Raw genomic sequence first — 25471 nt, forward strand, 5'->3', positions numbered from 1 at the left:
GGTCCCGATTGAAGGCTGGGCGTGATGGTCTGTCAGGCGAGGCCGACCGGGCGGCCGACCGCCTGCACCAGCAATCTCGGATCGCCGAACAGGCGGCCGGCGACACGGCGGACATCGGCGAGGCCGACATCGGCGAAGAGCTGGTTGCGCTGCGCCAGGAATTCCGGCTCGAAACCGTTCAGGGCGAGGCCCAAAAGCTCCGAGGCAATCTTCGGCGAGGTGTCGAAGCGCAGCGGATAGGAGCCGATGATGTAGCGCTTGGCCTCCTCGACCTCGTGCTCGCTCGGCCCCTCCTGGGCGAGCTTGGTCATCTCGCCGCGGATGACCGTCACGGATTCGGCCGCGCGGTCGTTCTTGGTGGCGGTGCCGCCGATCAGCATGGCGCTGTCGCGCAGGGGCAGCAGGCTGGAGGAGACGCCATAGGCGAGGCCGCGCTTCTCGCGCACCTCAGTGAACAGCCGCGAGGTGAAGGCGGAGCCGCCGAGAATATGGTTCAGCACGCTGGCGGCGATGAAGTCGGGATCGCGCCGCATCACGCCGGGGGCGACGAAGCGCAGGACGGTCTGGGGAACGTCGAGATCGATGACATGCGTCTGGCCGAGCCCCTGGATCGGCAGCGGCTCGGCCGGATGACGCCGCGGCGCCCCGGCCGGAAGCGCGCCGAACAGCTGATCGAGCCGGCGCGACAATTCGGCGGCGGTGATGTCGCCGACCACGACGATCTTCAGCCCGCCGCGGCTGAGCAGATCCGCGGTCAAGGCGCGCAGGCCCGTGCTCTCCAGCCGCGAGACGCTGTCGACATCGCCCTTCTCCGGGCGGCCATAAGCGTGGCCGGGGAAGGCCGCCGCATAGAGCGCGTTGCGGCACAGGGTCTCGGGGTTCTGGGCCTGGCGCTGCAGCCCCGCCACCACCTGGGCCTTCACCCGCTCCACCGCATCGGCATCGAAGCGCGGCGCGTTCAGCGCCAGAGCGAGCAGCTCGAAAGCCGTCTCCCGATGGGTCGAGAGCGTCTGCATATGCCCGTGGAAATCGTCCCGGCGGGCCTCGAAGCCGAGATTGATGGCGTGATCGGCCATCTTGCCCTGGAAGGCTTCGGCATCGAGATCGCCGGCGCCCTCGTCGAGCAGGCCGGAGACGAGATAGGCGCTGCCGGCCTCATTGTCGGGATCGCGCGTCGCGCCGCCGTCGAAGGCGAAATCCAGCGCGATCAGCGGCAGGCTGTGCTCCTCCACCAGCCAGGCCTCGACGCCTCCGGGCGAGGCCACCTTCTGCACGGCCAGCGAAGGCCCCGCGGCGATGGCGGAGAGGGATGACGGGATCGGCGCGTTCATGGGCAGTCCTCACGGCCAGGCTTTGGGCCCGGCCCGTTATGGCGATGAGTGTCGGTCAGGCCGTGGCCGGCAGCAGCAGGCCGGTGACGGCACGGTCCGGCCTGAGGTAGCGGCGCGCGGCGGCGACCACCGCCTCGCGCGGCACCGCCTCGATGCGCTCCGGCCAGGCCAGCACATCCGCGACCGTCTCCCCGACGGCGAGGGAGGAGCCGAAGATCCGCGCCAGCGAGGACTGGTTGTCGCGGGCGAAGACGGTCTCGGCGACGAGGCGGGTGCGGGCCCGCGCCAACTCGATCTCGCTCGGCCCCTGCTCGAGGAAGGCGGCGAGAACGGCGTCCAGACCCGCCTCGAGCGTCTCCATCGCGACGCCCGGTCGGGGGCTGGCCGAGATCTGGAAGGCGGAGCGATCGACCATCGAGCCCATGAAATAGGCCTGGGCACCGGCGGCCAGCTCCTGCTCGACGCAGAGCGTGCGGTAGAGCCGCGAGGTGGTGCCGCCGCCCAGGATCTCGGCGGCGAGTTCCAGCGCGAAGACCTCGTCCCTGTCACCGCTGACATAGGTGGGGGTCAGCCAGCCACGGCGCAGCGAGGGCTGGCGCACGCGAGGATCGGCGAGGACGACCCGGCGCGAAGCGCGCGGCTCCGGCTCGGCCGGGCGCTTGCGCAAAGGCGTCTCGCCCCGCGCCGGGATGGCGCCATAGGTCGCCTCCGCCAAGGCGCGCACCTCCGCCGCATCGGTATCCCCCGCGACGACGAGGATGGCGTTCTCGGGCGTGTAGAAGCGCTGGTAATAGGTGAAGGCGTCCTGCCGGTTCAACTCCTCGATCTCGTGCTCCCAGCCGATGATCGGGGTGCCGTAGGGGTGGTGCAGGAACAGGGCCGCCGAGAACTCCTCGCCGAGCTGCGCGGCCGGGTCTGAATCGACGCGCATGCGGCGCTCCTCGAGCACGACATTGCGCTCGGGCGCCACGACATCCTCGTCGAAATGCAGGCCGGTCATGCGATCGGCCTCGTAATCCATCATCGCCCGCAGATGCTGCTTGGGCACGCGCTGGAAATAGGCGGTGTAGTCGAAGGAGGTGAAGGCGTTCTCCTGGCCGCCGAAGCCGGCGACGATCTTCGAGAACTCGCCCGCCGGCCATTTGGCCGTGCCCTTGAACATGAGATGTTCGAGGAAATGCGCGATGCCGGATTTGCCCGCTGGATCATCGGCCGAGCCGTTCCGGTACCAGACCATATGCGTGACGATCGGGGCCCGGTGATCGGGCACCACCACCACATCCATCCCGTTGGCCAGCCTGAAGGCGTCGACCTGCGCGGCGATATGGGTCGGTGGCGTGTGGATCGTCATGGCGTGTCCATCGGTCGGGGATGCGTCGGACCCATATAGGACGCTCCCCTCCCGGTTGCCAGCCGTCGCTCCGGCTTACTGGATCGTCGGCGCGGGACGGCCGGTGGCGAATTCGAGCTGGCCGATCGCCTGCGTGTCCTCGCGCGGGCCGCCGCGGCCGGGGCCGAGCGGTGCGGTGCCGGCAGGGCGGCGATAGCCGACCGGCGGCTCGTAGAGATATTGCCGCTCGGGCTCCGTGCCGTAGACCAGCTTGTCCATGTTGTCCTGCTGCTTGCGGGCAGCGAGATCGCGGCCGATGCGGATCGGGCCGATATTCTCCTCATAGGTCGTGGTGCCGACATTGGACGGGCCATAGCCGTCACGCCCGGCGACACGGCCCTTGCGCAGCTCTTCCTGGCTCAGCAGCGGGCGCTGGTTCTCGCGCCACTTCTCGCGCTCGGTCGCCGGCATCAGCGCATTGGCGCGCTGCTCGCGGCGCTTGGCGACGTCGGGATCGTTCGGCCAGGCGGCGGTGCGGGCACTGCCCGGCTCCTGCGGACGCGGCAGCGCGGTCGAGGGCGGCACCACCAGCGGCGGGCGCTGGCGATATTCGATCTCGTTCTTGCCGCCGCCGATGACGCTCTCCATCAGGTTCTTGAACAGGACGCCTTCCTGCGCCGAAGCCGGCGCCGCGGTCAGCAGCATGCCGGCGGCCAGCAGGAGATGCGGCGCGCAGATGCGAAGAGCCATGTCGAGTTCTCCCTCGGAGTGTCTGATCTCCGCTCTCCCCAATCACGGGCGAGCGGCAAAACAATGGCAGAGCCGGCGATCAGGCCGGCTTGTCGGCACGGGACGGCAGGGACTCATACAGCAAGCCGGCCACCCCGACAACGATGGCCACATCGGCGATGTTGAAGATGTACCAGCCGTAATCCCCGTAATGCAGATGCACGAAATCGACGACTGCCCCGTAGACGGCGCGGTCCACGGCGTTTCCGAGCGCACCGCCGACGATCAGCGCGAGCGAGATCACGGTCAGCCGGCGCGGCTCGCGCCACATCCAGCGGCCGAGCCAGATCGAGGCGACGATCGAGATCACCACCAGCGCCCAGCGCCCGATCTCGCCATCCTGCTGGAACAGCCCATAGGAGACGCCGCGATTCCAGGCGAGCACGATGTCCATGAAGGGCGTGATCGAGAACGGCCCGTTCTCGGCGAGCCGCGCCACGAACAGCAGCCAGAGCTTGCTCGCCTGATCCGAGAGAAAGACGGCCAGGACGATGGCGAGGCCGAGGCGGCGGTTGCGCGTCATCGCCCGCCCGCCCCGCTCTGCCGCACGCCCAGCTCGCGCAGCGCCCGCGCATCGCGGGCGGTCACCTCGGGATAGGCGGGATCGGCGCTGGCCGGATCGAAATACTTCCAGGAGCGGGCGCATTTCACGCCGTCGGCGCGATGCGAGACCACTGCGACGCCCGGCACATCGGCCAGGCGGAACGCGTCCTGCGGCCCGTCCCTGCTCTCGATGCGGATGCCGGAGGTGATGCTGATCTCGGCCAGATCGACGCCGGACAGAGCGGCGAGCAGATCGGGATCGGAGATGAAGACCTGCGGCGCCGCCTCCAGCGAGGAGCCGATGCGCTTGGCGGCGCGTTCCAGCTCCAGCGCGCCTGTGACGACGCGGCGGACCCGGCGGATCTTGGTCCAGCGCTCGGCCAGCTCCGGATCGAGCCAGGATTCCGGCGCCTGGGCGAAGAGTTCGAGATGGACCGACCCGTCCAGCCCCTTCACCTCGGGATAGCGCTCGAGCCAGGCTTCCTCGGCGGTGAAGACCAGGATCGGCGCCAGCCAGGTGGTGAGGCAGCGGAAGAGATGGTCGACGACGGTCAGCGCGCTCTTGCGGACATGGCTGGACAGCGGATCGCAATAGAGCGCGTCCTTGCGCACGTCGAAATAGAAGGCCGAGAGCTCGGTGTTCATGAATTGCGACAGCAGCGTCACGACCTTCTTGTAGTCGTAGCCGCGATAGGCCTCCTCGACCTGCGGGCCGAGCTCGGCCAGCCGATGCAGCATCAGCCGCTCCAGCTCCGGCATCGTCTGGGGCTCGACGACGCGGATGTCCTCGCTGAAATGGGCGAGCGTGCCGAGCATCCAGCGCATGGTGTTGCGCAGCTTGCGATAGGTCTCGACGAAGGTCTTCAGGATCTCCTTGCCGATGCGCAGATCGTCGGAGTAATCCGCCGCCGCGACCCAGAGGCGCAGGATGTCGGCGCCGGAATCCTTGATGATGTCCTGCGGGGCGGTGACATTGCCCTTGGATTTCGACATCTTCTCGCCCTTCTCGTCCAGGCAGAAGCCATGGGTCAGGACGATGTCGTAGGGCGCCCGGCCGCGCGTACCGCAGCTCTCGAGCAGCGAGGAATGGAACCAGCCGCGATGCTGGTCCGAGCCTTCGAGATACATGATCCGGTCATTGCCGCCATCGCCACGCCGGCGGGCCCGCAGATCGCCACGCTTCTCCAGAGTGAAGGCATGGGTGGAGCCGGAATCGAACCAGACGTCGAGCACGTCGGTGACCCGCTCGTAGCGGGCGGGATCATAGCCGAAGGGCGCGAGGAAGCGGGCGCCATCGGTGTCGGTGAACCAGGCGTCGGCGCCCTCCGCCTCGAAGGCCTCGGCGATGGCGGCGTTCACCTTCGCATCGACCAGGACCTCCTTGCTCTCCTTGTCGACGAAGACGGTGATCGGCACGCCCCAGGCGCGCTGGCGCGAGACCACCCAGTCCGGGCGGTTGGCGATCATGCCGTTGATGCGGTTCTCGCCCGCCGCCGGCACCCATTGCGTCTCCTTGATCGCGCCCAGAGCGATCTCGCGGAGGGTGCGGTTGCCGAGGCCCTGGACGGGCTTGTCCATGGCGATGAACCATTGCGGCGTGTTGCGGAAGATCACCGGCTTCTTGGAGCGCCAGCTATGCGGATACTGGTGCTTCAGCCGGCCCCGCGCCACGAGATGGCCGCTGCCCGCCAGCGCCTTGATGAGGACCTCGTTGGCGTCGCCCTTCTCGCCCTTGTCGGTGATGACCTGCGCGCCCTCGAAGCCCGGCGCGTCCTTGGTGAAGCGGCCGTTCTCGTCGACGGTATAGGGGATGCGGGTCTCGATGCCGCGCTCGCCGAGCCGGCGGCCGCTGGCCATCCAGATGTCGAAATCCTCGCGGCCATGGCCGGGCGCGGTATGGACGAAGCCGGTGCCGGCCTCGTCGGTGACATGGTCGCCATCGAGCAGCGGAACCTCGAAATCATAGCCCTGGCCGCGCAGCGGATGGGCGCAGGTCAGGCCCTCGATCACACCCGGCGCGAGATCGCGGACCAGCCTGAAATCCTCGACCTTGGCCGCCTTGAAGACGCCGGCGGCGAGGTTCTTGGCGAGGACATAGGATGCGCCGACCTTCGCCCAATTATTATCCGGAGCGGCCGTGACCTCGTAGAGTCCGTAATCGATCCTGTTGTTGAAGGAGATCGCGCGATTGCCCGGGATGGTCCAGGGCGTGGTGGTCCAGATGACGATGGAGGCCTTCAGCAACGCCGCGTCGGGTTCCGGCGAGGCGGAGGCGATCACCGGGAACGCCACGAACACCGTGTCGCTGGTGTGTTCCTCGTACTCGACCTCGGCCTCGGCCAGAGCGGTCTTCTCGACCACCGACCACATCACCGGCTTGGAGCCGCGATAGAGCTGGCCGCTCTCGGCGAATTTCATGATCTCGCGGGCGATCTGCGCCTCGGCCGGATAGGCCATGGTGAGATAGGGGTCCGACCAGTCGCCCTCGACGCCCAGCCGCTTGAACTCCTCGCGCTGGATGGCGACCCATTTCTCGGCGAAGGCCCGGCATTCCTTGCGGAACTCGACGACCGGGACATCGTCCTTGTTGCGGCCCTTCGCCCGGTATTCCTCCTCGATCTTCCATTCGATCGGCAGGCCGTGGCAGTCCCAGCCCGGCACGTAATTGGAATCCTGGCCGAGCATCTGCTGCGAGCGGACGACGAGGTCCTTCAGCACCTTGTTGAGGGCGTGGCCGATATGGATGTTGCCGTTGGCATAGGGCGGGCCGTCATGCAAAACGAAGCGGTCGCGGCCCTTCGCCGCCTCGCGCAGCTTGCCGTAGAGGTCGATGCGGGCCCAGCGCGCCAGCAATTCCGGCTCGCGCTGCGGCAGACCGGCGCGCATCGGAAACTCGGTCTGCGGCAGGAACAGGGTCTGCGAATAATCGGCGGCATCCGCAGGCTTGTCAGTGGCTTTGTCGGTCATGGAATCCGGCTCGGGCAAGGGGGACGGGCTCGCCGATCGGCCGGCGGGCGCTTTCGTCCTACGGGACAGGAAGATGCGGCGGTCATCCCGGACTGCGCAAGCGCCCGCGCATCAGCGCAGGGCGGCAGCCGGGCCCGTAATTCGCGCAGGCGAGCGGGTGGAAACGCGGAGAGCGGACATCAGCGGCTTCTAGCAGGCGGCGCTTACGGAAGGAAGGGCGGTGTTTGCGCCAGGATGGCCCGGGCGCGGGCGCTGTCTTTGTCCATCTGCGCGATCAGCGCCGGCAGATCGTCGAACTTCTCCTCGCCGCGGAGAAAGGCGACGAAGGCGACGTCGACGCTGGCGCCGTAGAGGTCCCCGGCGAAATCGAAGACGAAGGTCTCCAGCCGCGGGGCGCCGTCGTCGAAGGTCGGGCGGCTGCCGAAGCTGGCGACGCCGTCGCGCCAGATGCCGTCGATCCTGATGCGCACGGCATAGATGCCGTAGCGCAGGCGGCAATCGCGCGGCAGATGCAGATTGGCGGTGGGGTAGCCGAGATCGCGGCCGCGCTTGTCGCCATGCGCCACGGAACCGCGCACGAACCAGGGCCGGCCGAGCAATCTGGCGGCGCGGGCGACGTCGCCGGCCTCCAACGCCAGGCGGATCGCGGTCGACGACACCGGTTCGCCATCGACCAGAAAGGGGGGGACCACGGTGACCGGCACATGCTCCGCCGCACCCCGTGCCTGCAGCAGTTCCGGCGAACCGGCCCGGCCGCGGCCGAAATGGAAATCATAGCCGCAGACCAGCCCCCGCGCCCCCAGCCGGCCGAGCAGCAGCTCGTCGATGAAGGCTTCCGCGGAGATCGCCGCGACCTCCCTGTCGAAGGGCAGGATGAAGCTCGTGGCGAAGCCGATCTTCGACAGCAGCTCGGTCTTGATCGCCGGCGGGGTCAGCCGGAAGACCGGCTGCTCCGGCCGGAACACGCTGCGCGGATGCGGCTCGAAGGTAAGGGCCGCGGTCGGCGCGCCCAGCGGAGCGGCGATGGCCGCGGCGGCCCGGGCCAGTTCGGCATGGCCGCGATGCACCCCGTCGAAATTGCCGAGCGCGACGACCGCGCCGCGCAGCGCCGCGGGAATCGGCCGGGCGGGGTCGAGGACCAGGCTGGCGTGAGGGTCGGCCGGCTCAGCAGCGGCGGGTGCGGTCATTGAGGATGAGGGTCCGGTTGCCGGCGAGACAGCGAGTTCGGCCGTGTTTGGCCGAAACCGCGCGAGGCCGTCAAGCCGAGGCCCCGGCCGCCCCTAACCCGCCGGCAGCCGCGACGCCGGCGGCAGGGCAACCCAGGCCTCGCCCTCCAGCACCGCCTTGCCGTCGACGAGGCACTCGCAGAAGAAGCGCGCCCGGCGCCGCTCGGCGACCAGCTCCACCACCTCGACCCGCGCGGTGACGACGTCGCCGATCTTGACCGGCGCAAGGAAGGTCAGGGTCTGCGAGAGATAGACCGCGCCCGGGCCCGGGAGCCGCGTGCCGAGCAGCGCCGAGACCAGGCTGGCGGTCAGCATGCCATGCGCGATGCGCTGGCCGAATTTCGTGGTGGCCGCGTAGCGGTCGCAGAGATGGATCGGATTGGCGTCGCCGGAGATGTCGGCGAAGAGCGAGACGTCGCGCTCCATCACCGTCCGCATCAGGCTCTCGCTCTGGCCGATGGCCAGATCCTCGAAACCATGGACCTGATAGAGTGAGGTGCTCATCGCGTGCTGCTGCTTCCGAAAGGCGTGGCGTCTGATCCGCCGCCGGAGGGCGGCCACGCGGCAAACGTCTCACAAGCCGATCGGTTCAACCATTGGACTTTGGTGCGCAAGGCGCGAACCGCATAGCGGAACTGAGCGGTCGGATTAACCCGATCGAAACCGGCCGGCGCTAGACCTTTGGTCATGCCGCCAAGGATGACGGCAGCGCGGCCGGAGCTTCGTTCCGGAACGCGATATGTTGCTTGGAGCACGCCACATGGCTCTCGACCCGACCATGCCGATTCTGGTGGTGGATGATTACCAGACGATGGTGCGGATCATCCGCAATCTGCTGAAGCAGCTCGGCTTCGAGAATGTGGACGATGCTCCCGACGGCTCCGCCGCCATCGAGAAGATGCGCGACAAGAAGTACGGGCTGGTGATCTCCGACTGGAACATGGAGCCGATGACCGGCTTCGAATTGCTGCGCCGGGTGCGGGAGGAGGAGGCGATCTCCGAGACCCCCTTCATCATCGTCACGGCCGAATCCAAGACCGAGAACGTCATCGCCGCCAAGAAGGCCGGCGTGAACAACTACATCGTCAAGCCGTTCAACGCGCAGACGCTGAAGACCAAGATCGAATCGGTCTGCGCGGCCTGAAACCTCACCAGACCAGGTGCTCGCAGGCATAATCGGGCCGGTGGCTCTGCTCGCCGATCCAGCCATGTCGCGCCTCCCATGAGGCCTCCATCAGATCCTGGGCGTGGATGCCGGCCAGCACCATGATGCTGGTCACGCCATAGCTGTGCGCGCCGGCGATATCGGTGCGGATCGCGTCCCCGATGGCACAGATGCGCGCCTTGTCGATCGTGGCGCCGCGCGCCTCCTGCGCCGCCGCGAGGGCGGCGTCGTAGATCGGCCGATGCGGCTTGCCGGCATAGATCGCCTCGCCGCCCATCTCCTCATAGGCCAGAGCGAGCGACCCCGCGCAGGGCACGATCCGGCCGCCGCGATCGACCACCAGATCGGGATTGGCGCAGATCAGGCTGAGCTTGCGCCGCGCGAAGTCGGTCAGCATGTCGGCATAGGTCTCGGCGGTCTCCTCCTCGTCGTTGAAGAGGCCGGTGCACAGCACATAGGCCGCCTCCTCCGCCGAAACGCGCGGCGCGTCGAGCCCGGCGATCAACGGCAGGTCCCGGTCCGGCCCGATCATATAGAGCGGCTCGCCCGCCCGTGCGGCGATCAGCGAGCGGCAGACATCGCCGGAGGTCACAACCGCATCGAAAGCCACTTCGGGCACACCGAGACCGGCGAGCTGGGCGCGGATCTCCCGATGGGGGCGCGGCGCATTGGTGACCAGAACGACGGTGCCGCCCTGTTCGCGCATCGCGATCAGCGCCTCGACCGCATTGCGATGGGCGGTGACGCCATTATGGACGACGCCCCAGATGTCGCACAGGCACAGGTCGAATTGGCCGGCGATCTCCGAGAAGCCGGCGAGCGGGGCGGTGCGGGTGGCGATGGGCAGTTGCAAGGCGATCACTCCGGGGGCGGTGTCAGCGCCTTGTCCCCGATTGCGGCGCAACTGCCAAGGGCGGGGAGCGATCGTCGTCGAAGGCGGGTCAGGCGGTGGCGCGGCGCAGGACGGAGCGGAAGGGCAGCCGCTCCGGCGGCTCGGCCGCGGGCCGGCTGGGCTGCGCATCGGGATAGCCGATCACCTCGGCCGAGGCGCGCGCGGGCGCGGCCGGTTCGGCGGTATCCTGCGCCGGCGGGGCCTCCGGCTCGGCGAAGACCTCCGGCTTGACCGGGCGCGGCGGCGAGAAGACGTTGCCCTGGGCATAGCCGACGCCGAGCTCGATCATGTCGGCGACGGCGGGATTATCCGCGACCTCCTCGGCGATCAGGGAGATGGAGGCCCGGGCCAGCAGCGTCGAAAGGTCGCTGGCCGCGATGTCGAGCGAGACCGCGCCGCTCATCTCGGCCTGCAGCAGCGCGGCCGGAGTCTTGACGAAGCGGACGCCCCGCTCGAACAGCGAAGCGGGGTCGAAGCGCAGATCCACCAGCTGGTCGAGCGCGAAGCGCACCCCGGTCGTGGCCATCGCTCCGAGCAGGCCGAGGCTCGCGGGATCGAGCAGGCGGAATACCGGCTGCGGGATCTCGATGACCAGGCTTTCCGCATGTTCGCGATATTTGTCGAGGATGCGGGCCAGCGTCGCCAGCGCCCGGGCGGAGTTCCAGGTGGCGCGGCTGAAATTGCAGGAGACGTAGAGCGCGGGCTCCCGGCTCTCGGTGCCCTTCCTCTCCGCGCCCTTCCTCTCCGCGCCCTTGGCCTTGGCCGAGAGGTGGCGGGCGATGGCCAGGGTGCGCGTCAGGACCAGCGCGTCGAGCGTCGGTCCGAAGCCCCTCGCCTCGACGATCCCGAGGAACTGTTCGGGCATCAGCAGGGTCGCCTCGTCGAGGCGCAGCCGCACCACCGCCTCGTAGCCGCGCGTGCGCCGCCGCGGCAGCTCGACGATCGGCTGGAGATGCACCTCGACCCGGCCTTCGGACAGGGCCTGGCTGATCAGGGCTGCCTGCTCGTCCTCGGCGGCGCGCTCGGCCGCCCGCGCCGCTTCCTCGCGCTCGGCGATCAGCGCCTCCTGCCGCTCGCGCCGCGCCGCCTCCGGATCGATCACCGGCACGGGGGCGAGCTGCGGCGGCGCCGGCTTCGCGGCGGCGGGAGCGGCCTTGGCCAGCTGCTCGTCATGATCGGCCAGAGTGGTGGCGATCTGATGGATGAGATCGCCGAGCAGGCCGACTTCGGCCGTCAGCTCGTTGATGGCGGCGCGCGCCGGCGCCGCATCGGCATCGCGCATCGGCATCTGCTCGACGCGCTGGGAGAGATTGTCCAGCCGGATCGCATTGGCGGCGGAGCGGACCTTGATCTCGCCCAGCCCCGCGAGCACCTGCTCGCGCAGGGCCAGCGCCTTGCGCTGCTGCTGCCAGAGCGACGCGATCAGCCCACCGCCCGCAAGGATCAGCCCCAGCGCGCTCCCCAGCGCACCCGGGACGAGCAGCACGGTGCCGGCGCCGAGCGACAGGCCGGTGACCGCGCCGGCCAAGGGATGCAGGGTACTGAAGTCGATACGGGCCAAGGCAGCGTTCGCACGTCTGAAAGAGGCAGGGAAAGCGGCGAATCACACGAAGTGCCGCAACTGTACCCGCGCCCGCCCCCGCAAGCGAGCCTGCCTCCCGCGCGGCCTTGACGATGATCGATGACGTAGCGAGCGGACTTGCCGGCCCTGCGCCTCAGAGCGCCTTCAGCCGGTCCATCACCAGCGGGCCGAGCGCCTGCAGGATATGGCTCGAGACCTCGGCGTTGAAGCCCTTGCGGGCCAGGAACGCCGCGGGATCCGAGCGGAAGAGCGGCTCGCGCCGGATCAGCGCATTGACCGCCGAGGCGACGGCCGCGCCGTCATTGGTGCGTGCGGCCTCCATCGCCACGGCGAGCAGGCTGAGCGAATTGCCGTCGCCCATCAGCACGGCGAGATGCGTCTCGCCGAGTTGCGCGTTGCCGGCCAGCCTGGCGCCGAGATAGACGTAGAAATCATACCAGGGCGGGCGTCCGGCACTGAGCTGAATGGCGCGCTGCATCAGCGGCAGGCCGTCCTGAGGCCGGTTCAGCATGATGTAGCGGGCGCCGAGATTGGCCATGATGTCGGGGTCGGAGGGATTGCGGGCGAAGGCCTCCTGCCCGGCCGCGAGCCCTTCCTCGATCTTGCCGCGCGCGAACAGCGCCGACATCAGCGATTTATGCGCCCGCGCGCTCGATGGCGCGAGGCGGACGGCCGTCATCGCCTGGGTCAGGGCGCGGTCGAGGGCCGAGCCGGGACGGGCGTTGAGGCCGGAGGCGAATTCCATCAGCGTGATGATCGCGAGATGCGACCAGGCCGGGTGGAAATTCGGGTCGAAGCGCAGCACGTCCTCGAGGCAGGCGCGCGCCTCCAGATGCCCCTCGGCGGTGATCGTCCTGCGGAAATCCTGGGCCTGGAAGATGCAGCGGATCATCCAGGACGGCGAATGCTGGCGCGCATCGGCCCGCACCACGCCATGCGGCTCGGCCAGGCGCGTCGCGAGGCGCTGCGCCAGCTCCGCCAGCTCGGAATCGGTCGGGCGATCGCCCCCCGGGCTGGGGACAGAGGTGGTCCAGACGACGCGTCCGTCGCGTGCCCCGCGCAGGCGGCCGAAGGCGCTGATCGCATCGCCGACGCGCTCGACGCTGGTCTCGAAGATGTAATCCACATCCTCGGCGGCGGCCTGCCCCTCCGGCTGGATCCGGACCGCGACGACATCGTCGTAGCGGGCGAGAGCGTCGATGAAATAGCGGGAGAAGCTCTTGTCCGCCTCGATCAGCGAGCGATCGTCCTGCGGCTCGTTGACGACCGCGAGCAAAGGCAGCCTGGCGCGGGTGGCGGGAGGCTGGGCGGCGGCCGCGCCGCCCGGCGGGCGCAGACGCTCGTCGGACAGGCTGGTCAGAGCGCCGCCGACCAGAAGCGGCTCGTCATCGACCACGAACCAGACCGAAAGCCCGGCGAGCAGCGCTCCGGCGACGAAGGCTCCGATGACCATCATGCGCAGCGCGTTCAGCCGCACCGGGCCGGGGGCGGCCGGCGCCGGGGCCGGCGGCAAAGCGGGCGCGGCACTGGGGCGTGGCCCGATATCGGGCACCGGCGGAAAGCTCGGCCCCGGCGCATCGGCCCGCTGGAATTGCGGCACATAGGCGCCGAGCGGGATCGCGATGCGGAGCGGGTCGTCGGCGCCCTCATGCGCATAATAGTGAGCCAGGGCCTTGCGCAGTCGGCCCGCCTCGACCCGCACGATCGGATCGGTCTGCGGATCGAAATCGGATGAGCGGCCGAGCGCCTCCACGGCGATCGTGTAGCCCTTGAGCTCGGCGCCGCGGCCGGCCAGCTCGGTCTCGACGATGTAGGACAGGAAAGCCGAGAGCTTCGGGGCGCTGCGGAAGGCATCCGAGCCGAGCACCCGCGCCAGGGCGGCACGCTCCGGCCGCTCGCCGGATTTCTCCGGCGCGGTCAGAACAGCGCTACCCTCGGGGAGCGGGTTATGGCCCATCGCTTCGCTCATTGTCCTATTTAAGGCATTAACCTGCCCTACGTCACTCCACTATCTTCTCGTCACATTCAGTATGTGCAGGGTGGCGGTGATTTTGCGTCATTTCCCCCCTTGTTGTTGGCTGCTAGGTTGCCGGGCTCTCAACCGGACAGGAACGCTCAATGACCTCCGCCCTGAAGCCTCTGGGAACGCCCAACGACCTCGATGCCTTCTGGATGCCGTTCACGGCGAACCGGTCCTTCAAGCAAAATCCGCGCATGATAGCCCGCGCAGAAGGAATATACTATTACACTCCTGAAGGTAAGCCCATCATGGACGGAACGGCAGGCTTGTGGTGCTGCAATGCCGGCCATGCAAGAAAGCCGATTATACAGGCCATTCAGGCGCAAGCCGAGGAGCTGGACTATGCGCCATCCTTCCAGTTCGGCCACCCCAAGGTGTTCGCCGCCGCCGCACGCATCGCCGCGCTGGCGCCGGGCGATCTCGACCATGTGTTCTTTGCCGGTTCCGGCTCCGAGGCCGTCGACACCGCTCTGAAGATCGCGATCGCCTATTGGAACGTCTCCGGCAAGGGCGCCAAGACGCGGCTGATCGGCCGCGAGCGCGGCTATCACGGCGTCGGCTTCGGTGGCATCTCGGTCGGCGGCATCGTCAGCAACCGGAAGTTCTTCGGCGGGCTCCTGACCGGCACCGACCATTTGCCGCATACCTATGACCGCGCGAAACAGGCCTTCACCAAGGGCGAGCCCGAATATGGCGCGCATTTCGCCGATGAGCTCGAGCGGATCGTGACCTTGCACGACGCCTCGACCGTGGCCGCGGTCATCGTCGAGCCGATGGCCGGCTCGACCGGCGTGCTGCCGCCGCCGCAGGGCTATCTCAAGCGCCTGCGCGAGATCTGCGACAAGCACGGCATCCTGCTGATCTTCGACGAGGTGATCTCCGGCTTCGGCCGTCTCGGCCATGCCTTCGCCGCCGAGCGCTACGGCGTGATCCCGGACATGATCACCTTCGCCAAGGGGGTCACCTCGGGCACCGTCCCGATGGGCGGCGTGATCGCGCGCAAGCACATCTACGACGCCTTCATGCATGGTCCCGACAATGTGATCGAGCTATTCCACGGCTACACCTATTCCGGCCACCCGCTGGCGGCGGCGGCGTCGCTGGCCGCGCTCGACATCTATCGCGACGAGGGGCTGTTCGAGCGGGCGAAGACGCTGGAGCCGATCTGGGCGGAGGCTATGATGTCGCTGAAGGAGGAGCCGAACGTGCTGGACATCCGCACGCTCGGCCTCGTCGCCGGCATCGACCTCGCCTCCCGCCCCGAAGGCGTGGGCAAGCGCGCCTATGAGGCGATGGACCGGGCCTTCCGCGAGGAGGGGCTGATGATCCGCATCACCGGCGAGACCATCGCGCTGACCCCGCCGCTGATCATTTCCGAAAGCCAGATCGAGGAGCTGACCGAGAAGGTGCGGCGGGTGATCAGGGCCGTGGCGGGATGAGCCCACGGCAATAGCGCGGGCACCGGAGGCGGCGGCCGCCCCCGGGCCGGGCTGCGGCCCGCGCCGCGCCTCTCAGACAGCGCTGACGGGCCGCATGGTGCATCTGCATCCGCGCGGCCCGGAGCCCGTTCAGGCCGCCTTGCCGGCGGTCCCGTAATAGCTCTCGCCGGTCTTGGCCATGCGCTTGAGCTGCCGGTTCGGCTTGAAGCGCTCGCCATGCTTCTTGGCCAGCGATTCGCACAGCTTCACGAAGGCGGCCGCGCCCATATTGTCGATATAGCTCAGGGTGCCGCCGGAATAGGGCGCGAAGCCGAAGCCGATGATCGAGCCGACATCGGCCTCGCGCGGGTCGGTGACCACGCCTTCCTCATAGGTGCGGGCGGCTTCGAGCGCCTGCGTCACCAGCAGCCGGTGCTTCAGCTCCTGCATGTCGACGCGCTCCGGCTCCTGGCTCTTGCCGACGAGATCGGCGAGCCCGGGCCAGAGGCGCTTGGGCCCGGCTTCGGGATAATCGTAGAAGCCCTTGCGGTTCTTGCGGCCGAGCCTGCCATGGGTCTCGACCATCGCCGAGAGCAGCGTCTCCTGCGCCGGGTCGACGGCGCCCTCGCCCAGCTGCGCCTTGGTCGCCTTCAGCACCTTGAAGGCGAGATCGACCGCGACCTCGTCGTTCAGGGAGAGCGGGCCGACCGGCATGCCGGCCTGTCTGCCGGCCTGCTCGATCATCGCCGGCGGCACGCCTTCCATCAGCATCAGATGGCCCTCGCGGATGTAATTGCCGACGCAGCGATTGGCGTAGAAGCCGCGGGTGTCGTTGACGACGATCGGCGTCTTGCGGATGGCGCGGACGAAATCCAGGGCCAGCGCCAGCGCCTTGTCGCCGGTCTTCTTCGCCATGATGATCTCGACCAGCAGCATCTTCTCCACCGGGGAGAAGAAATGGATGCCGATGAAGTTCTTCGGCCGCTGGCTGCCGGCCGCCAGGCCGGTGATCGGCAGGGTCGAGGTGTTGGAGCCGAAGATGGTGCGCGGCCCGACCGCGGCCTCGACCTTGGCGATGACCTCGGCCTTGACTTTGGGATCCTCGAACACCGCCTCGATGACCAGATCGCAGCCCTTGAGCTCGGCATAATCGGCCGTGGCCTGGATGCGCCCGAGCAGCGCGTCGCGGTCGGCCGTCTTGGCCCGGCCCTTCATGATCTGGTCGGAGACCAGCTTGTGCGAATAGGCCTTGCCCTTGTCGGCGGCCTCCTGGTCGCGGTCGATCAGCACCACCTCGAGGCCGGCATTGGCGCTGACATAGGCGATGCCGGCGCCCATGAAGCCGGCACCGACGACGCCGATCTTCTTCAGCTTGCCCGGCGGGATATCGGCCGGGCGGCGCGCGCCCTTGTTCAGCTCCTGCATCGAGACGAAGAGCGAGCGGATCATCGAGGCCGCTTCCTTCGTCCGCAGGATTTTCGCGAAATAGCGGCTCTCGACCTTCAAAGCGAGGTCGATCGGCAGTTGCAGCCCCTCATAGACCGCCGAGAGGATGGCGCGGGCGGCGGGGTAATTATCGTTGGTCTCGCGCCGATAGATCGCGTTGGCCGGCGGCCAGATCTGCATGCCGGCCGGGGAATAGACCTTGTTGGAGGGCAGCTTGAACTTCGGGTCGTCCCAGGGCGCCTTCGCCTGGGGATTGGCCTTCAGCCACTCCTTGGCATTGGCGACGAGCTGGTCGCGCGGGACAACCGCATGGACGAGGCCGGAATTGCGCGCCGGCAGGGCTTTGATCTGCTCGCCCTTGAACATCATCTGCAGCGCGTCGCCGGTCTGCATCAGCCGCGAGACGCGCTGGGTGCCGCCGGCGCCCGGGAACAGGCCGACCTTGATCTCGGGCAGGCCGACCCTGGTGGTGCCGTCATCGGAGCAGACGCGGTACTGGCAGGCCAGGGCGAGCTCGAAGGCGCCGCCGAGGCAGACGCCGTGGATCGCGGCGGCGAAGGGTTTGCCGCAGGTCTCGAGCTTGCGGTAGAGCAGCGATAGCTTGCGGCTCTCGTCGAAAAAGCGCTGCATCGCGGCCTGCTCGCCCTGCTCCTTGGCGAGCCCGACATAGAGGTCGCGCAGCCCCTGCAGCATGGTGAGGTCGGCGCCGCCGGAGAAGCTCTCCTTGCCGGAGGTGACGACGCAGCCCTTGATCGCCTCGTCCGAGGCCACCTTGTCGACGATCGCGTCGAGCTCGGCCATCAGTTCGGGCGTGATGACGTTCATCGAGCGGCCGGGCATGTCCCAGCTCGCGGTGGCGATGCCGTCCGAATCGGTCTCGAAGCGGAAATTGGTGAGGTTCATGGGACACTCTCCTTGGAGGCCGTGACGAAATCGAAAAATCCCTCGCCCGAGGGGCGGGCCGCCGGCCCGATCGGCGGAGCCTCCCGGACCTTCCTCTGGGCCGCCGCGCGGTGCCCCGCGACGAGGGCCGGCAAATCGGACGGCGCTAGACGCGCTCGATGATGGTCGCGACGCCCATGCCGGCGGCGACGCAGAGCGTCACCAGAGCGGTCGTCTTGTCGGTGCGTTCCAGCTCGTCGAGCACGGTGCCGAGGATCATCGCGCCGGTCGCGCCGAGCGGATGGCCCATGGCGATGGCGCCGCCATTCACGTTCAGAACGGCGTCGTCGATGTCGAAGGCCTGCTGATAGCGCAGCACCACCGAGGAAAACGCCTCGTTCAGCTCGAACAGGTCGATGTCGCGGGTGGTCATCCCCGCCTTGCTCAGCACGCGCTCGGTCACGTCGACCGGACCGGTCAGCATCAGCGCGAGATCGGAGCCGATGGTGGCGAAGGCGCGGATGCGGGCGCGCGGCTTCAGCCCCGCCGCCTTGCCGCCCTTCTTCGAGCCGACGAGCACGGCGGCGGCGCCGTCGACGATGCCGGAGGAATTGCCGGCGTGATGCACGTGATTGACGAATTCGACATCCGGATGGGCCGCGGTCGCCACCGCATCGAAGCCGCCCATCTCGCCCATCTGGACGAAGGAGGCCTTCAGCGCAGCGAGCGCCTGCATGTCGGTATTGGGCCGGATGGTCTCGTCCCGGTCGAGCAGGATCAGCCCGTTGATGTCGGTGACGGGGATGACCGAGTTCTTGAAATGCCCCGCCTGCCAGGCGGCGGCGGCGCGCTTGTGCGAGCGCACGGCATAGGCGTCGACATCGTCACGCGAGAACCCGTATTTCGTGGCGATCAGATCGGCCGAAATCCCCTGCGGCATGAAATAGGTGTCGATGGCGACGGAGGGGTCCACCGCCATGCCGAAGCCGGAGGCGCCCATGCCGACACGGCTCATGCTCTCGACGCCGCCGCCGATCGCCATCTCCTTCTGGCCGGACATGATCTGCGCGGCGGCGAGGTTGACCGCATCCAGCCCCGAGGCACAGAAGCGGTTGATCTGCACGCCCGGCACCTCCTTGCCGTAGCCCGCCTTCAGCGCCACGGCGCGGGCGATGTCGGCGCCCGCCTCGCCGACCGGATCGACGCAGCCGAAGACGACGTCCTCGACCAGGCTGGTGTCGAGCCCGTTGCGGTCGCGCAGGGCGCGCAGCGTCTGGGTGCCGAGCTCGATCGCGGTGACCTCGTGCAACGAGCCGTCGGCCTTGCCCTTGCCGCGCGGTGTGCGGACATGGTCGTAGATGAATGCGTCTGCCATCAGGGCCTCCCGGGCTGGCCGCAGCGAGGCGGCTCATTGATCAGGCTTGTCTCTCGGCCCTCGCCCCGAGCCGCGATCCCGCCGGGACCGCGTCTCGCAGGATGCTCCGGAAAGCGCCTGGCGCAAACCGAATGATCCTCGCGCGGCCGCTATACGCGGCCGCTCGGGTCGAGGGCCGGAGCCGTCTTCAGAACTGTTCGGCGGCGAGCGCCATGGTGCTGTCGGCGCCCGCGGTGATCCGGGCGAGATGCGCGGCCGTCTCCGGCAGGGCCCGCTCCATGAAGAAGCGCGCCGTCACCAGCTTGGTGTTCATCCGCTCGGTCGCGCCGTTTGCGCCGGCCTTCAGCTTGTCCTGCGCCACCTTCGCCATGCGCGCCCACATATAGCCGAGCGAGACCAGGCCGAGCAGATGCATGTAGTCATTGGCGCCGGCACCGGCATTGTCGGGCTTGGCGAGCGCATTGTTCATGAACCACATCGTCGCCTGCTGGAGATGGCCGAGCGAGGCCTGGAGCGGCGCCAGCAGCGGCTTCAGCGCTTCGTCCTCGCCATTCTCCTTCAGGAAACCGCCGACCTCGTTGAAGAAGGCCATGATGGCGCGGCCACCGTCGCGGCCGAGCTTGCGGCCGACCAGATCCATCGCCTGGATGCCGTTGGCGCCCTCGTAGATCATCGCGATGCGGGCATCGCGCACGAACTGCTCCATGCCCCATTCCGCGATATAGCCATGGCCGCCGAACATCTGCTGCGCCTTGACCGCGTTGTCGAAGCCGATATCGGTCAGCACGCCCTTGAGCACCGGGGTCATCAGCCCGAGCTGGTCATCCGCCGCCTGGCGTTCGGCCTGGTCGCTGGAGCGGTGCGCGATGTCGGATTTCAGCGCGTTCCACAGCATGAAGGCGCGCGCGCCTTCGTTGAAGGCCTTGATCGACATCAGGTTCCGGCGGACGTCGGGATGGACGATGATCGGGTCCGCCGCCTTGTCAGGGCTTTTGGCGCCGGTCAGCGCGCGGCCCTGCAGCCGGTCCCGGGCATAGGCGACGGCGTTCTGGTAGGCGACCTCCGACTGCGCCAGCCCCTGGATCGCGACGCCGAGCCTCGCCTCGTTCATCATCACGAACATCGCGTTGAGGCCCTTGTTCTCGGCCCCGACCAGCCAGCCGCGCGCGCCATCATAGTTCATGACGCAGGTCGCGTTGCCGTGGATGCCCATCTTGTGCTCGATCGAGCCGCAGGAGACGCCGTTGCGCTCGCCGACGGAGCCGTCCTCGCGGATGATGTTGCGGGGCACGACGAAGAGCGAAATGCCTTTGGTGCCGGCCGGCGCACCCTCGATGCGGGCGAGCACGAGATGGATGATGTTCTCGGTGATGTCCTGCTCGCCGGCGGAGATGAAGATCTTGGTACCGGTGATCGCGTAGGAGCCGTCCGCCTGCGGCACCGCCTTCGTCTTGATCAGGCCGAGATCGGTGCCGCAATGCGGCTCGGTCAGGTTCATCGTCCCCGACCAGGCGCCTTCGATCATCTTCGGGAGATAGGTGCGCTTCTGCTCTTCCGAGCCATGGACATAGAGCGCCGCCAGCGCGCCCATGGTGAGGCCGGGATACATGGCGAAGGCCATGTTGGCCGAGGAGGCGAATTCGTTCATCACGGCGCCGAGCGTATAGGGCAGCCCCTGCCCGCCATATTCCGGGTCCATCGCCAGACCGATCCAGCCGCCTTCGGCATAGGCCTTGTGCGCCTCCTTGAAGCCCTTGGGCGTGGTCACCGTGCCGTCGGCGTTACGGGTGCAGCCTTCGAGATCGCCCGAGCGGTTGAGCGGCTGCAGCACCTCCTCGCAGAGCTTCGCCCCCTCGCCCAGAACGGCCTCGACCACGTCGGCCGTCGCGTCGGCGAAGCCGGGAAGGTTGTTGTAGCGCTCGATGTTGAAGACGTCGGCGAGCAGGAACAGCGTGTCTTCGACGGGTGCCTTGTAGACCGGCATCATGTCCTCCCTCGGATCGCGGAGCGGTGGGCCCGCTCGATATAGTTCACATATAAACTATTAACCGCCGCTTGAGAAGGGGGCATGGCCGATGAAGGGCATCCCGCAGCTTCGTCGCGGATCCCGGCCCCGATACGAAAAACCCCGGGCCGCGAGACCCGGGGTTCGACCTGCCGGAGCGGCGGGTCCGTCGATCATGGCCGGTGAGGCTCAGCCCTTGGCCTGGGTCGCCTCGAGTTCGGCGATGGCGGCATCGATCTCGGCGCGCTGCGAGCGGAGGAGCTCGAGCTGCTCGCTGATCTGCTCGGCGCTCAGATGCAGGCCGCCGACGGTCGCGGCGCCTTCCACGGCGCCCTTCTTCTCCTCATTGGCGAGCATCTGGCGGATCTCCACCAGCGTGAAGCCGAGCTGCTTGCCCTTGAGGATCAAGGCGAGGCGGCTGCGATCCCGGCCGGAATAGATCCGGGTCATGCCCGAGCGGGTCGGCGACAGCAGGCCACGCGACTCGTAGAAGCGCAGCGTCCTGAGCGTGACGTCGAAATCCCGGGCGAGATCGCTGATGGTGAAGCCACCGGCCTCCGCATTGTCCTTCTCGGACGCGGTGGAGCGACCGGTTGTCGTGGCGGAAACCGCCATGGCGCTTTGGCGCGGCATCGTGTTGTCCTTCGGATGGAGAGGGTGCTTCGTCGGTGACGGGCGAAGGCTTAGGATGCACGAACCCTACGCGGCGACAGTGGCTTTCGTTAGGTAAGGCCGGGGTTCCGCGAGGTAAGTTACCGTTACCTGTCCCGGGATCGGCCGCCGCCGCGGGGCGGGGCTTCGGAGAAAGTTAAGATTTGTCCCGGTTTTTAACCAGCTGTTTACCTTAACCGCCAAAAGCTGCCGTCACGGTTCGACAGGTGGCCCCTCGGCTTGGCCGCCTCATCCGATTCGGACGAATGGGCGCGGCCTCGGGGGCCCGCGCCGTTCAGGCGAGAAACAGCCCCCAGGCGAGCATGAATCATGGCGACGAGCTTGCCCTGGAGCGTGAAGGGCGTGGATCCCCGGACCCGCGATGCCGCCAAGGCCGCTGCGCGCCGCGCCGGGATGACGCTCGGCGAATGGCTCGACCACAAGATCCGCGAAGAGGCCGAGCAGGACGGTGCTACCCAGGAGCAGCCCGAGCAGCTCGACATCGCCGCTTTGTCCGAACGCCTCGCCAAGCTGTCGCAGGGGCGCACCGAAGCCTCCCCCCAGGCGGCGACCGCCGGACGTGAGCCGGCCCTGTCGCGCCGCGACATCGAAACCGTGATCAACCAGGCGGCCTCCGCCGAGCGGCTGACCCGCGAATCCAGCGCCAAGACGGCGGGGGCGCTCGATTCGATCGCGCGCTGGATCGAGAAGACCGAGACCCGCATCGTCTCCAGCGAGCGCGCCGCGGCCGAGCGGCAGGAACGCGCCACCAGCGTGATCGCGGATGCGATCAAGAGCATGGGCGAGCGGCTGGTCGAGATCGAGCGCAAGGCCGTGGAAGCGCCGCGCCTCGCGGCCGAGGCGGGACGGCCCCGCCTCGCCTTCAGCCGCGAGCATCTCGCCGATGCCGTCAGCGACATCCGCACGCGCCAGCGCGATCTCGATCCCGAGCGCGAGGCGGGCACCCGTCGCGCCATGCCGGAAAGCCGCATCGCCGCGCTGCGCCAGGATCTCCGCGACCTCAGCGCCCGGATCGCGCCCGCGGCCGCGCCGGCGACGCCTCCCCGCGCCGACCGTCCGCTTCAGCAGCCGGAAGCCCGGCCGGGCGCGATGGACGCCATGCTGGCCGACCTCGCAGCGCGGCTCGACCGGCTGGACCGGCGCGACCGCCTCGAACCGGTTCTGAAGCCGCTGGCGCGGATCGAATCGGATCTGTCGCGGCTGTCGCAGGACCGCGCCGGCGAGAATTATCAGCGCGTCGAGATGGAGATCGCCAATCTCGCCGCCAAGGTCGACGCCTTGGCGGCCCGCGGCACCGATCGCTCCGTCACGGCCCCGATCATCCGCCAGATCGGCGAATTGCGCGAGATGCTGCTCGCCTCCGCCGGGCATGACGGCCGGCTCGACGAGATCTCCCAGCAGATCGCGACGCTCTCCTTCGAGATCGGCGGTTTGCGGAACGCGCAATCCGATCAGCGCGAGATCCGCAATCTGGCGGTGGCGATCGAGGATGTCCGCGACGCCATCCTGTCCGACCATCGCAACCGGCCCGCGGTCGATTCCGGCGCGCTCGCGTCGCTGTCGGGCCAGGTCGAGGCGCTCGCCGCCAAGCTCGACGCGCTGCCGCGGATGAACCGCGACGCGTTCAGCGCCCATGCCGAACTCCTGGCCCAGCGGCTGGACGAGCTCGACCGCTCCGGCTCCGGCGCCTCCGACGCGCTGGCCTCGCGGCTGGAGACGCTTCTGGTGCGGCTCGAGGATGTGGCGAGCCGCAGGCCCGTCGAGATCGAGAACCGCATCGACCGGATGCAGCAGCGGCTGGAGATGCTGGCGGAGCAGGGCCCGGTGGCCGTGACGCGGCAGATCGAGGCGCTGGCCGGGCGGATCGACTCGATGGCGGCCGCCAGCAACCTCACCCAGATGGTCCATGACGGCGTCGCGCCGGTGGCGCCGCAGGTCAATCTCCGGCCGATCGAGGATATGCTGCGCTCGCTCGCGGCCAAGATCGACGAGGCCGGACGGCCCGGCGCCGAGGCCGACGCCTTCGATTCGCTGGAGCAGCAGATTTCCGGGCTCGCCTCGCGGCTCGACGCCGCCGTCGCCACCCGCTCCGCCGAGACCGGGATCGAGCGGACGCTGCAGGATCTCGTGGTCCATCTCAAATCGCTGCGCCAGGAGACCACGGAAGCCGCCTCGCGCGCGGCACAGGAAGCCGTCGCCGCCGTCGGGGCGCGTCCCGAGGGGCGCGCGAGCGAGCTCAGCGAATTGCTGTCGGGCCTGCGCGAGACCCATCTCAGCTCCGGGCGCGAGACGCAGCACGCGATCGGTGCCGTCCATCAGACGCTCGAAACCATCATCTCCCGGTTGGCCAGCATCGAGGCGGAGCTGGCGCAGGAGCGGCAGGCTCCCGCGGCGCCTCCCATGCCGCCGCGCGCCCGCCCGACCCAGGCGGCGATGGCCAAGGCCGCCGCGGCCCCGAGCCTGGCCGCCGCCGCGGCCGACCGCATTGCGCCCGATCGGCAAGAGCCGCGCCAGCCGGAGCTGCCGGCGGCCACCGCCCTCGACCTGCCGCTCGAGCCCGGCTCCGGAAGGCCGCGCCCCGGCAGCGCCGTCGATTTGGCCGCGGCCGGGCCCGGGACCGACCAGCAATCGATCCGGCAGAACCTGATCGCGGCGGCCCGGCGTTCGGCCAAGGCGGCGAGCGAGGCGGCCGCCCCCGTGGCCGCGACGCCCGAACCCGAAGGCAAGGGCCGCAGCCGCTTCAAGGACGCGCTCGAGAAGCGCCGCCGCCCGATCCTGCTGGGGCTGGCCGCGATCGTTCTGGCGATGGGCACGGCCCATGTCGTCAAGGGCGTGCTGACCGACGAGACCCCCGCCGCGGAGCAGGCCGGCCAGGCCGCGCCGGCCTCCGCACCGATGCAGGCCGCGGCCGAGCCCGCGCCTGCGGCCGCCGCCGAGGAGCAGGCCGCCGTCGTGGCGCCCGCTCCGGCGGAACCCGCCAAAATCGCAGCCTCCGCGCCGCCGCCAGCCGAGCCGGCACCGGCCCCGGTGACTCCGCCCAGCTTCACGCTCAACGGGCCAGCGCCCGGCGTGCAGGCGGATGGCGTCAAGCAGGCCACCAATATCGGCGAGCTGCCGGCCAATCTCGGCAGCGCCGGGCTTCGCAAGCTGGCACAGGCCGGCGATGCGCGCGCCGTCTACCAGCTCGCCACCCTGGCGGCCGACGGGCCGGCCGCCTCCCGCGACGCCAAGCTGGCGCTGCGCCTGTTCGAGCGGGCGGCGGTGGCGGGGCTGGCCCCGGCGCAGTTCCGCGTCGGCAACATGTTCGAGAAGGGCGTCGGCACGGCGCGCGACCCGGGCCTCGCCCGCGTCTGGTATGCCCGCGCGGCCGAGCGCGGCAACGCCAAGGCGATGCACAATCTCGCCGTGCTCCATGCCGAAGGCGTGTCCGGCAAGCCGGATTACGCGCTGGCGACGGAATGGTTCAAGAAGGCCGCCGAGGTGGGCGTGCGCGACAGCCAGTACAACCTCGCGATCCTGCTCGGCCGCGGCCTCGGCACGCCGGCCGACCTCGCTCAATCCTATGTCTGGTTCGCCATCGCCGCCAATCAGGGCGACGAGGATGCCGGGCGCAAGCGCGACGAGGTGGCCCAGCGGCTCAGCGCCGCCGACCTCGCCGCCGCGAAGACGAAGGTCGAGGGCTGGAAGCCCAGGCTGCTCGATGCCGAGGCCAACGAGGTCGCCGTTCCCGCGGTGAACAGCGCCGAGACGCCGAGCGCCGAGCGCAAGCCCGCCAAGCCCGTCCGGGGCTGATCACCAAGGGTCCCCGCCTCGGGCGAGGCGGGGCGA

At 68.9% G+C, this 25471-nt stretch carries 17 protein-coding genes; 3 read left to right on the forward strand and 14 right to left on the reverse strand.

What is annotated here, in order from left to right; all coding sequences use genetic code 11:
• Nucleotides 1-32 precede the first annotated feature (32 nt).
• The 7 genes from ASG72_RS01035 to ASG72_RS01065 form a co-directional block, all read right to left on the reverse strand.
• Nucleotides 33-1331, reverse strand: coding sequence for a pitrilysin family protein (locus tag ASG72_RS01035; RefSeq protein ID WP_056707734.1), 1299 nt, complete (start codon nucleotides 1329-1331; stop codon nucleotides 33-35).
• Between the two features lie 55 nt (nucleotides 1332-1386).
• Complete coding sequence (locus ASG72_RS01040; RefSeq protein ID WP_056707737.1) at nucleotides 1387-2682, reverse strand: pitrilysin family protein; 1296 nt, start codon at nucleotides 2680-2682, stop codon at nucleotides 1387-1389.
• A gap of 75 nt (nucleotides 2683-2757) precedes the next feature.
• Nucleotides 2758-3411 (reverse strand): hypothetical protein, encoded by a 654-nt coding sequence (locus ASG72_RS01045; RefSeq protein WP_056707741.1) that lies wholly within the window; start codon nucleotides 3409-3411, stop codon nucleotides 2758-2760.
• Nucleotides 3412-3490: 79 nt separating this feature from the next.
• The gene (gene lspA / locus ASG72_RS01050; RefSeq protein ID WP_056707744.1) at nucleotides 3491-3973 is read right to left on the reverse strand and encodes a signal peptidase II; all 483 of its coding nucleotides are present in this window, start codon (nucleotides 3971-3973) and stop codon (nucleotides 3491-3493) included.
• On the reverse strand, nucleotides 3970-6960 hold the full coding sequence (gene ileS / locus ASG72_RS01055) for an isoleucine--tRNA ligase (protein WP_056709842.1): 2991 nt from the start codon (nucleotides 6958-6960) through the stop codon (nucleotides 3970-3972). The genes lspA and ileS overlap by 4 nt, the downstream gene beginning before the upstream one ends.
• A gap of 203 nt (nucleotides 6961-7163) precedes the next feature.
• Nucleotides 7164-8147 (reverse strand): bifunctional riboflavin kinase/FAD synthetase, encoded by a 984-nt coding sequence (locus tag ASG72_RS01060; RefSeq protein WP_056707747.1) that lies wholly within the window; start codon nucleotides 8145-8147, stop codon nucleotides 7164-7166.
• Between the two features lie 93 nt (nucleotides 8148-8240).
• On the reverse strand, nucleotides 8241-8690 hold the full coding sequence (locus ASG72_RS01065; protein ID WP_056707751.1) for a MaoC family dehydratase: 450 nt from the start codon (nucleotides 8688-8690) through the stop codon (nucleotides 8241-8243).
• 256 nt (nucleotides 8691-8946) lie between these two features.
• On the opposite strand from ASG72_RS01065, the gene ASG72_RS01070 reads away from it, so the two are divergent.
• Complete coding sequence (locus ASG72_RS01070) at nucleotides 8947-9330, forward strand: response regulator (protein ID WP_056707755.1); 384 nt, start codon at nucleotides 8947-8949, stop codon at nucleotides 9328-9330.
• A 4-nt stretch (nucleotides 9331-9334) separates the two neighbouring features.
• Here ASG72_RS01070 and ASG72_RS01075 read toward each other — a convergent pair whose 3' ends face one another.
• The 3 genes from ASG72_RS01075 to ASG72_RS01085 all read right to left on the reverse strand — a co-directional run bounded on the left by ASG72_RS01075 (nucleotide 9335) and on the right by ASG72_RS01085 (nucleotide 13782).
• Complete coding sequence (locus tag ASG72_RS01075) at nucleotides 9335-10204, reverse strand: TIGR01459 family HAD-type hydrolase (RefSeq protein WP_244488653.1); 870 nt, start codon at nucleotides 10202-10204, stop codon at nucleotides 9335-9337.
• Between the two features lie 88 nt (nucleotides 10205-10292).
• Nucleotides 10293-11804: an EAL domain-containing protein gene (locus ASG72_RS01080; RefSeq protein WP_156395742.1), complete on the reverse strand. Its 1512-nt coding sequence runs from the start codon at nucleotides 11802-11804 to the stop codon at nucleotides 10293-10295.
• Nucleotides 11805-11958: 154 nt separating this feature from the next.
• Nucleotides 11959-13782 carry a hypothetical protein gene (locus ASG72_RS01085; RefSeq protein ID WP_056707760.1) on the reverse strand — a complete coding sequence of 608 codons (1824 nt, stop codon included), beginning with the start codon at nucleotides 13780-13782 and terminating at the stop codon, nucleotides 11959-11961.
• Nucleotides 13783-13943: 161 nt separating this feature from the next.
• On the opposite strand from ASG72_RS01085, the gene ASG72_RS01090 reads away from it, so the two are divergent.
• Nucleotides 13944-15284 (forward strand): aspartate aminotransferase family protein, encoded by a 1341-nt coding sequence (locus tag ASG72_RS01090; protein WP_056707763.1) that lies wholly within the window; start codon nucleotides 13944-13946, stop codon nucleotides 15282-15284.
• Between the two features lie 129 nt (nucleotides 15285-15413).
• Here the strand turns inward: ASG72_RS01090 and ASG72_RS01095 are convergent, their stop codons facing one another.
• The 4 genes from ASG72_RS01095 to ASG72_RS01110 all read right to left on the reverse strand — a co-directional run bounded on the left by ASG72_RS01095 (nucleotide 15414) and on the right by ASG72_RS01110 (nucleotide 21604).
• On the reverse strand, nucleotides 15414-17612 hold the full coding sequence (locus ASG72_RS01095; RefSeq protein ID WP_056707766.1) for a 3-hydroxyacyl-CoA dehydrogenase NAD-binding domain-containing protein: 2199 nt from the start codon (nucleotides 17610-17612) through the stop codon (nucleotides 15414-15416).
• Nucleotides 17613-17757: 145 nt separating this feature from the next.
• The gene (locus tag ASG72_RS01100; RefSeq protein ID WP_056707768.1) at nucleotides 17758-18966 is read right to left on the reverse strand and encodes an acetyl-CoA C-acetyltransferase; all 1209 of its coding nucleotides are present in this window, start codon (nucleotides 18964-18966) and stop codon (nucleotides 17758-17760) included.
• A 187-nt stretch (nucleotides 18967-19153) separates the two neighbouring features.
• Nucleotides 19154-20950: an acyl-CoA dehydrogenase C-terminal domain-containing protein gene (locus ASG72_RS01105; protein ID WP_056709846.1), complete on the reverse strand. Its 1797-nt coding sequence runs from the start codon at nucleotides 20948-20950 to the stop codon at nucleotides 19154-19156.
• A gap of 210 nt (nucleotides 20951-21160) precedes the next feature.
• Nucleotides 21161-21604 (reverse strand): MerR family DNA-binding transcriptional regulator, encoded by a 444-nt coding sequence (locus tag ASG72_RS01110; protein WP_244488654.1) that lies wholly within the window; start codon nucleotides 21602-21604, stop codon nucleotides 21161-21163.
• A 348-nt stretch (nucleotides 21605-21952) separates the two neighbouring features.
• Here ASG72_RS01110 and ASG72_RS01115 point away from each other — a divergent pair, with 348 nt between their 5' ends.
• A complete protein-coding gene (locus ASG72_RS01115) occupies nucleotides 21953-25435 on the forward strand; it encodes an SEL1-like repeat protein (RefSeq protein WP_056707777.1) in 3483 nt (1160 codons plus the stop codon).
• Nucleotides 25436-25471: the final 36 nt, after the last annotated feature.

The sequence above is a fragment of the Allobosea sp. Leaf344 genome (assembly GCF_001426225.1).
In the GTDB taxonomy this organism is placed as follows: Bacteria; Pseudomonadota; Alphaproteobacteria; order Rhizobiales; family Beijerinckiaceae; genus Allobosea.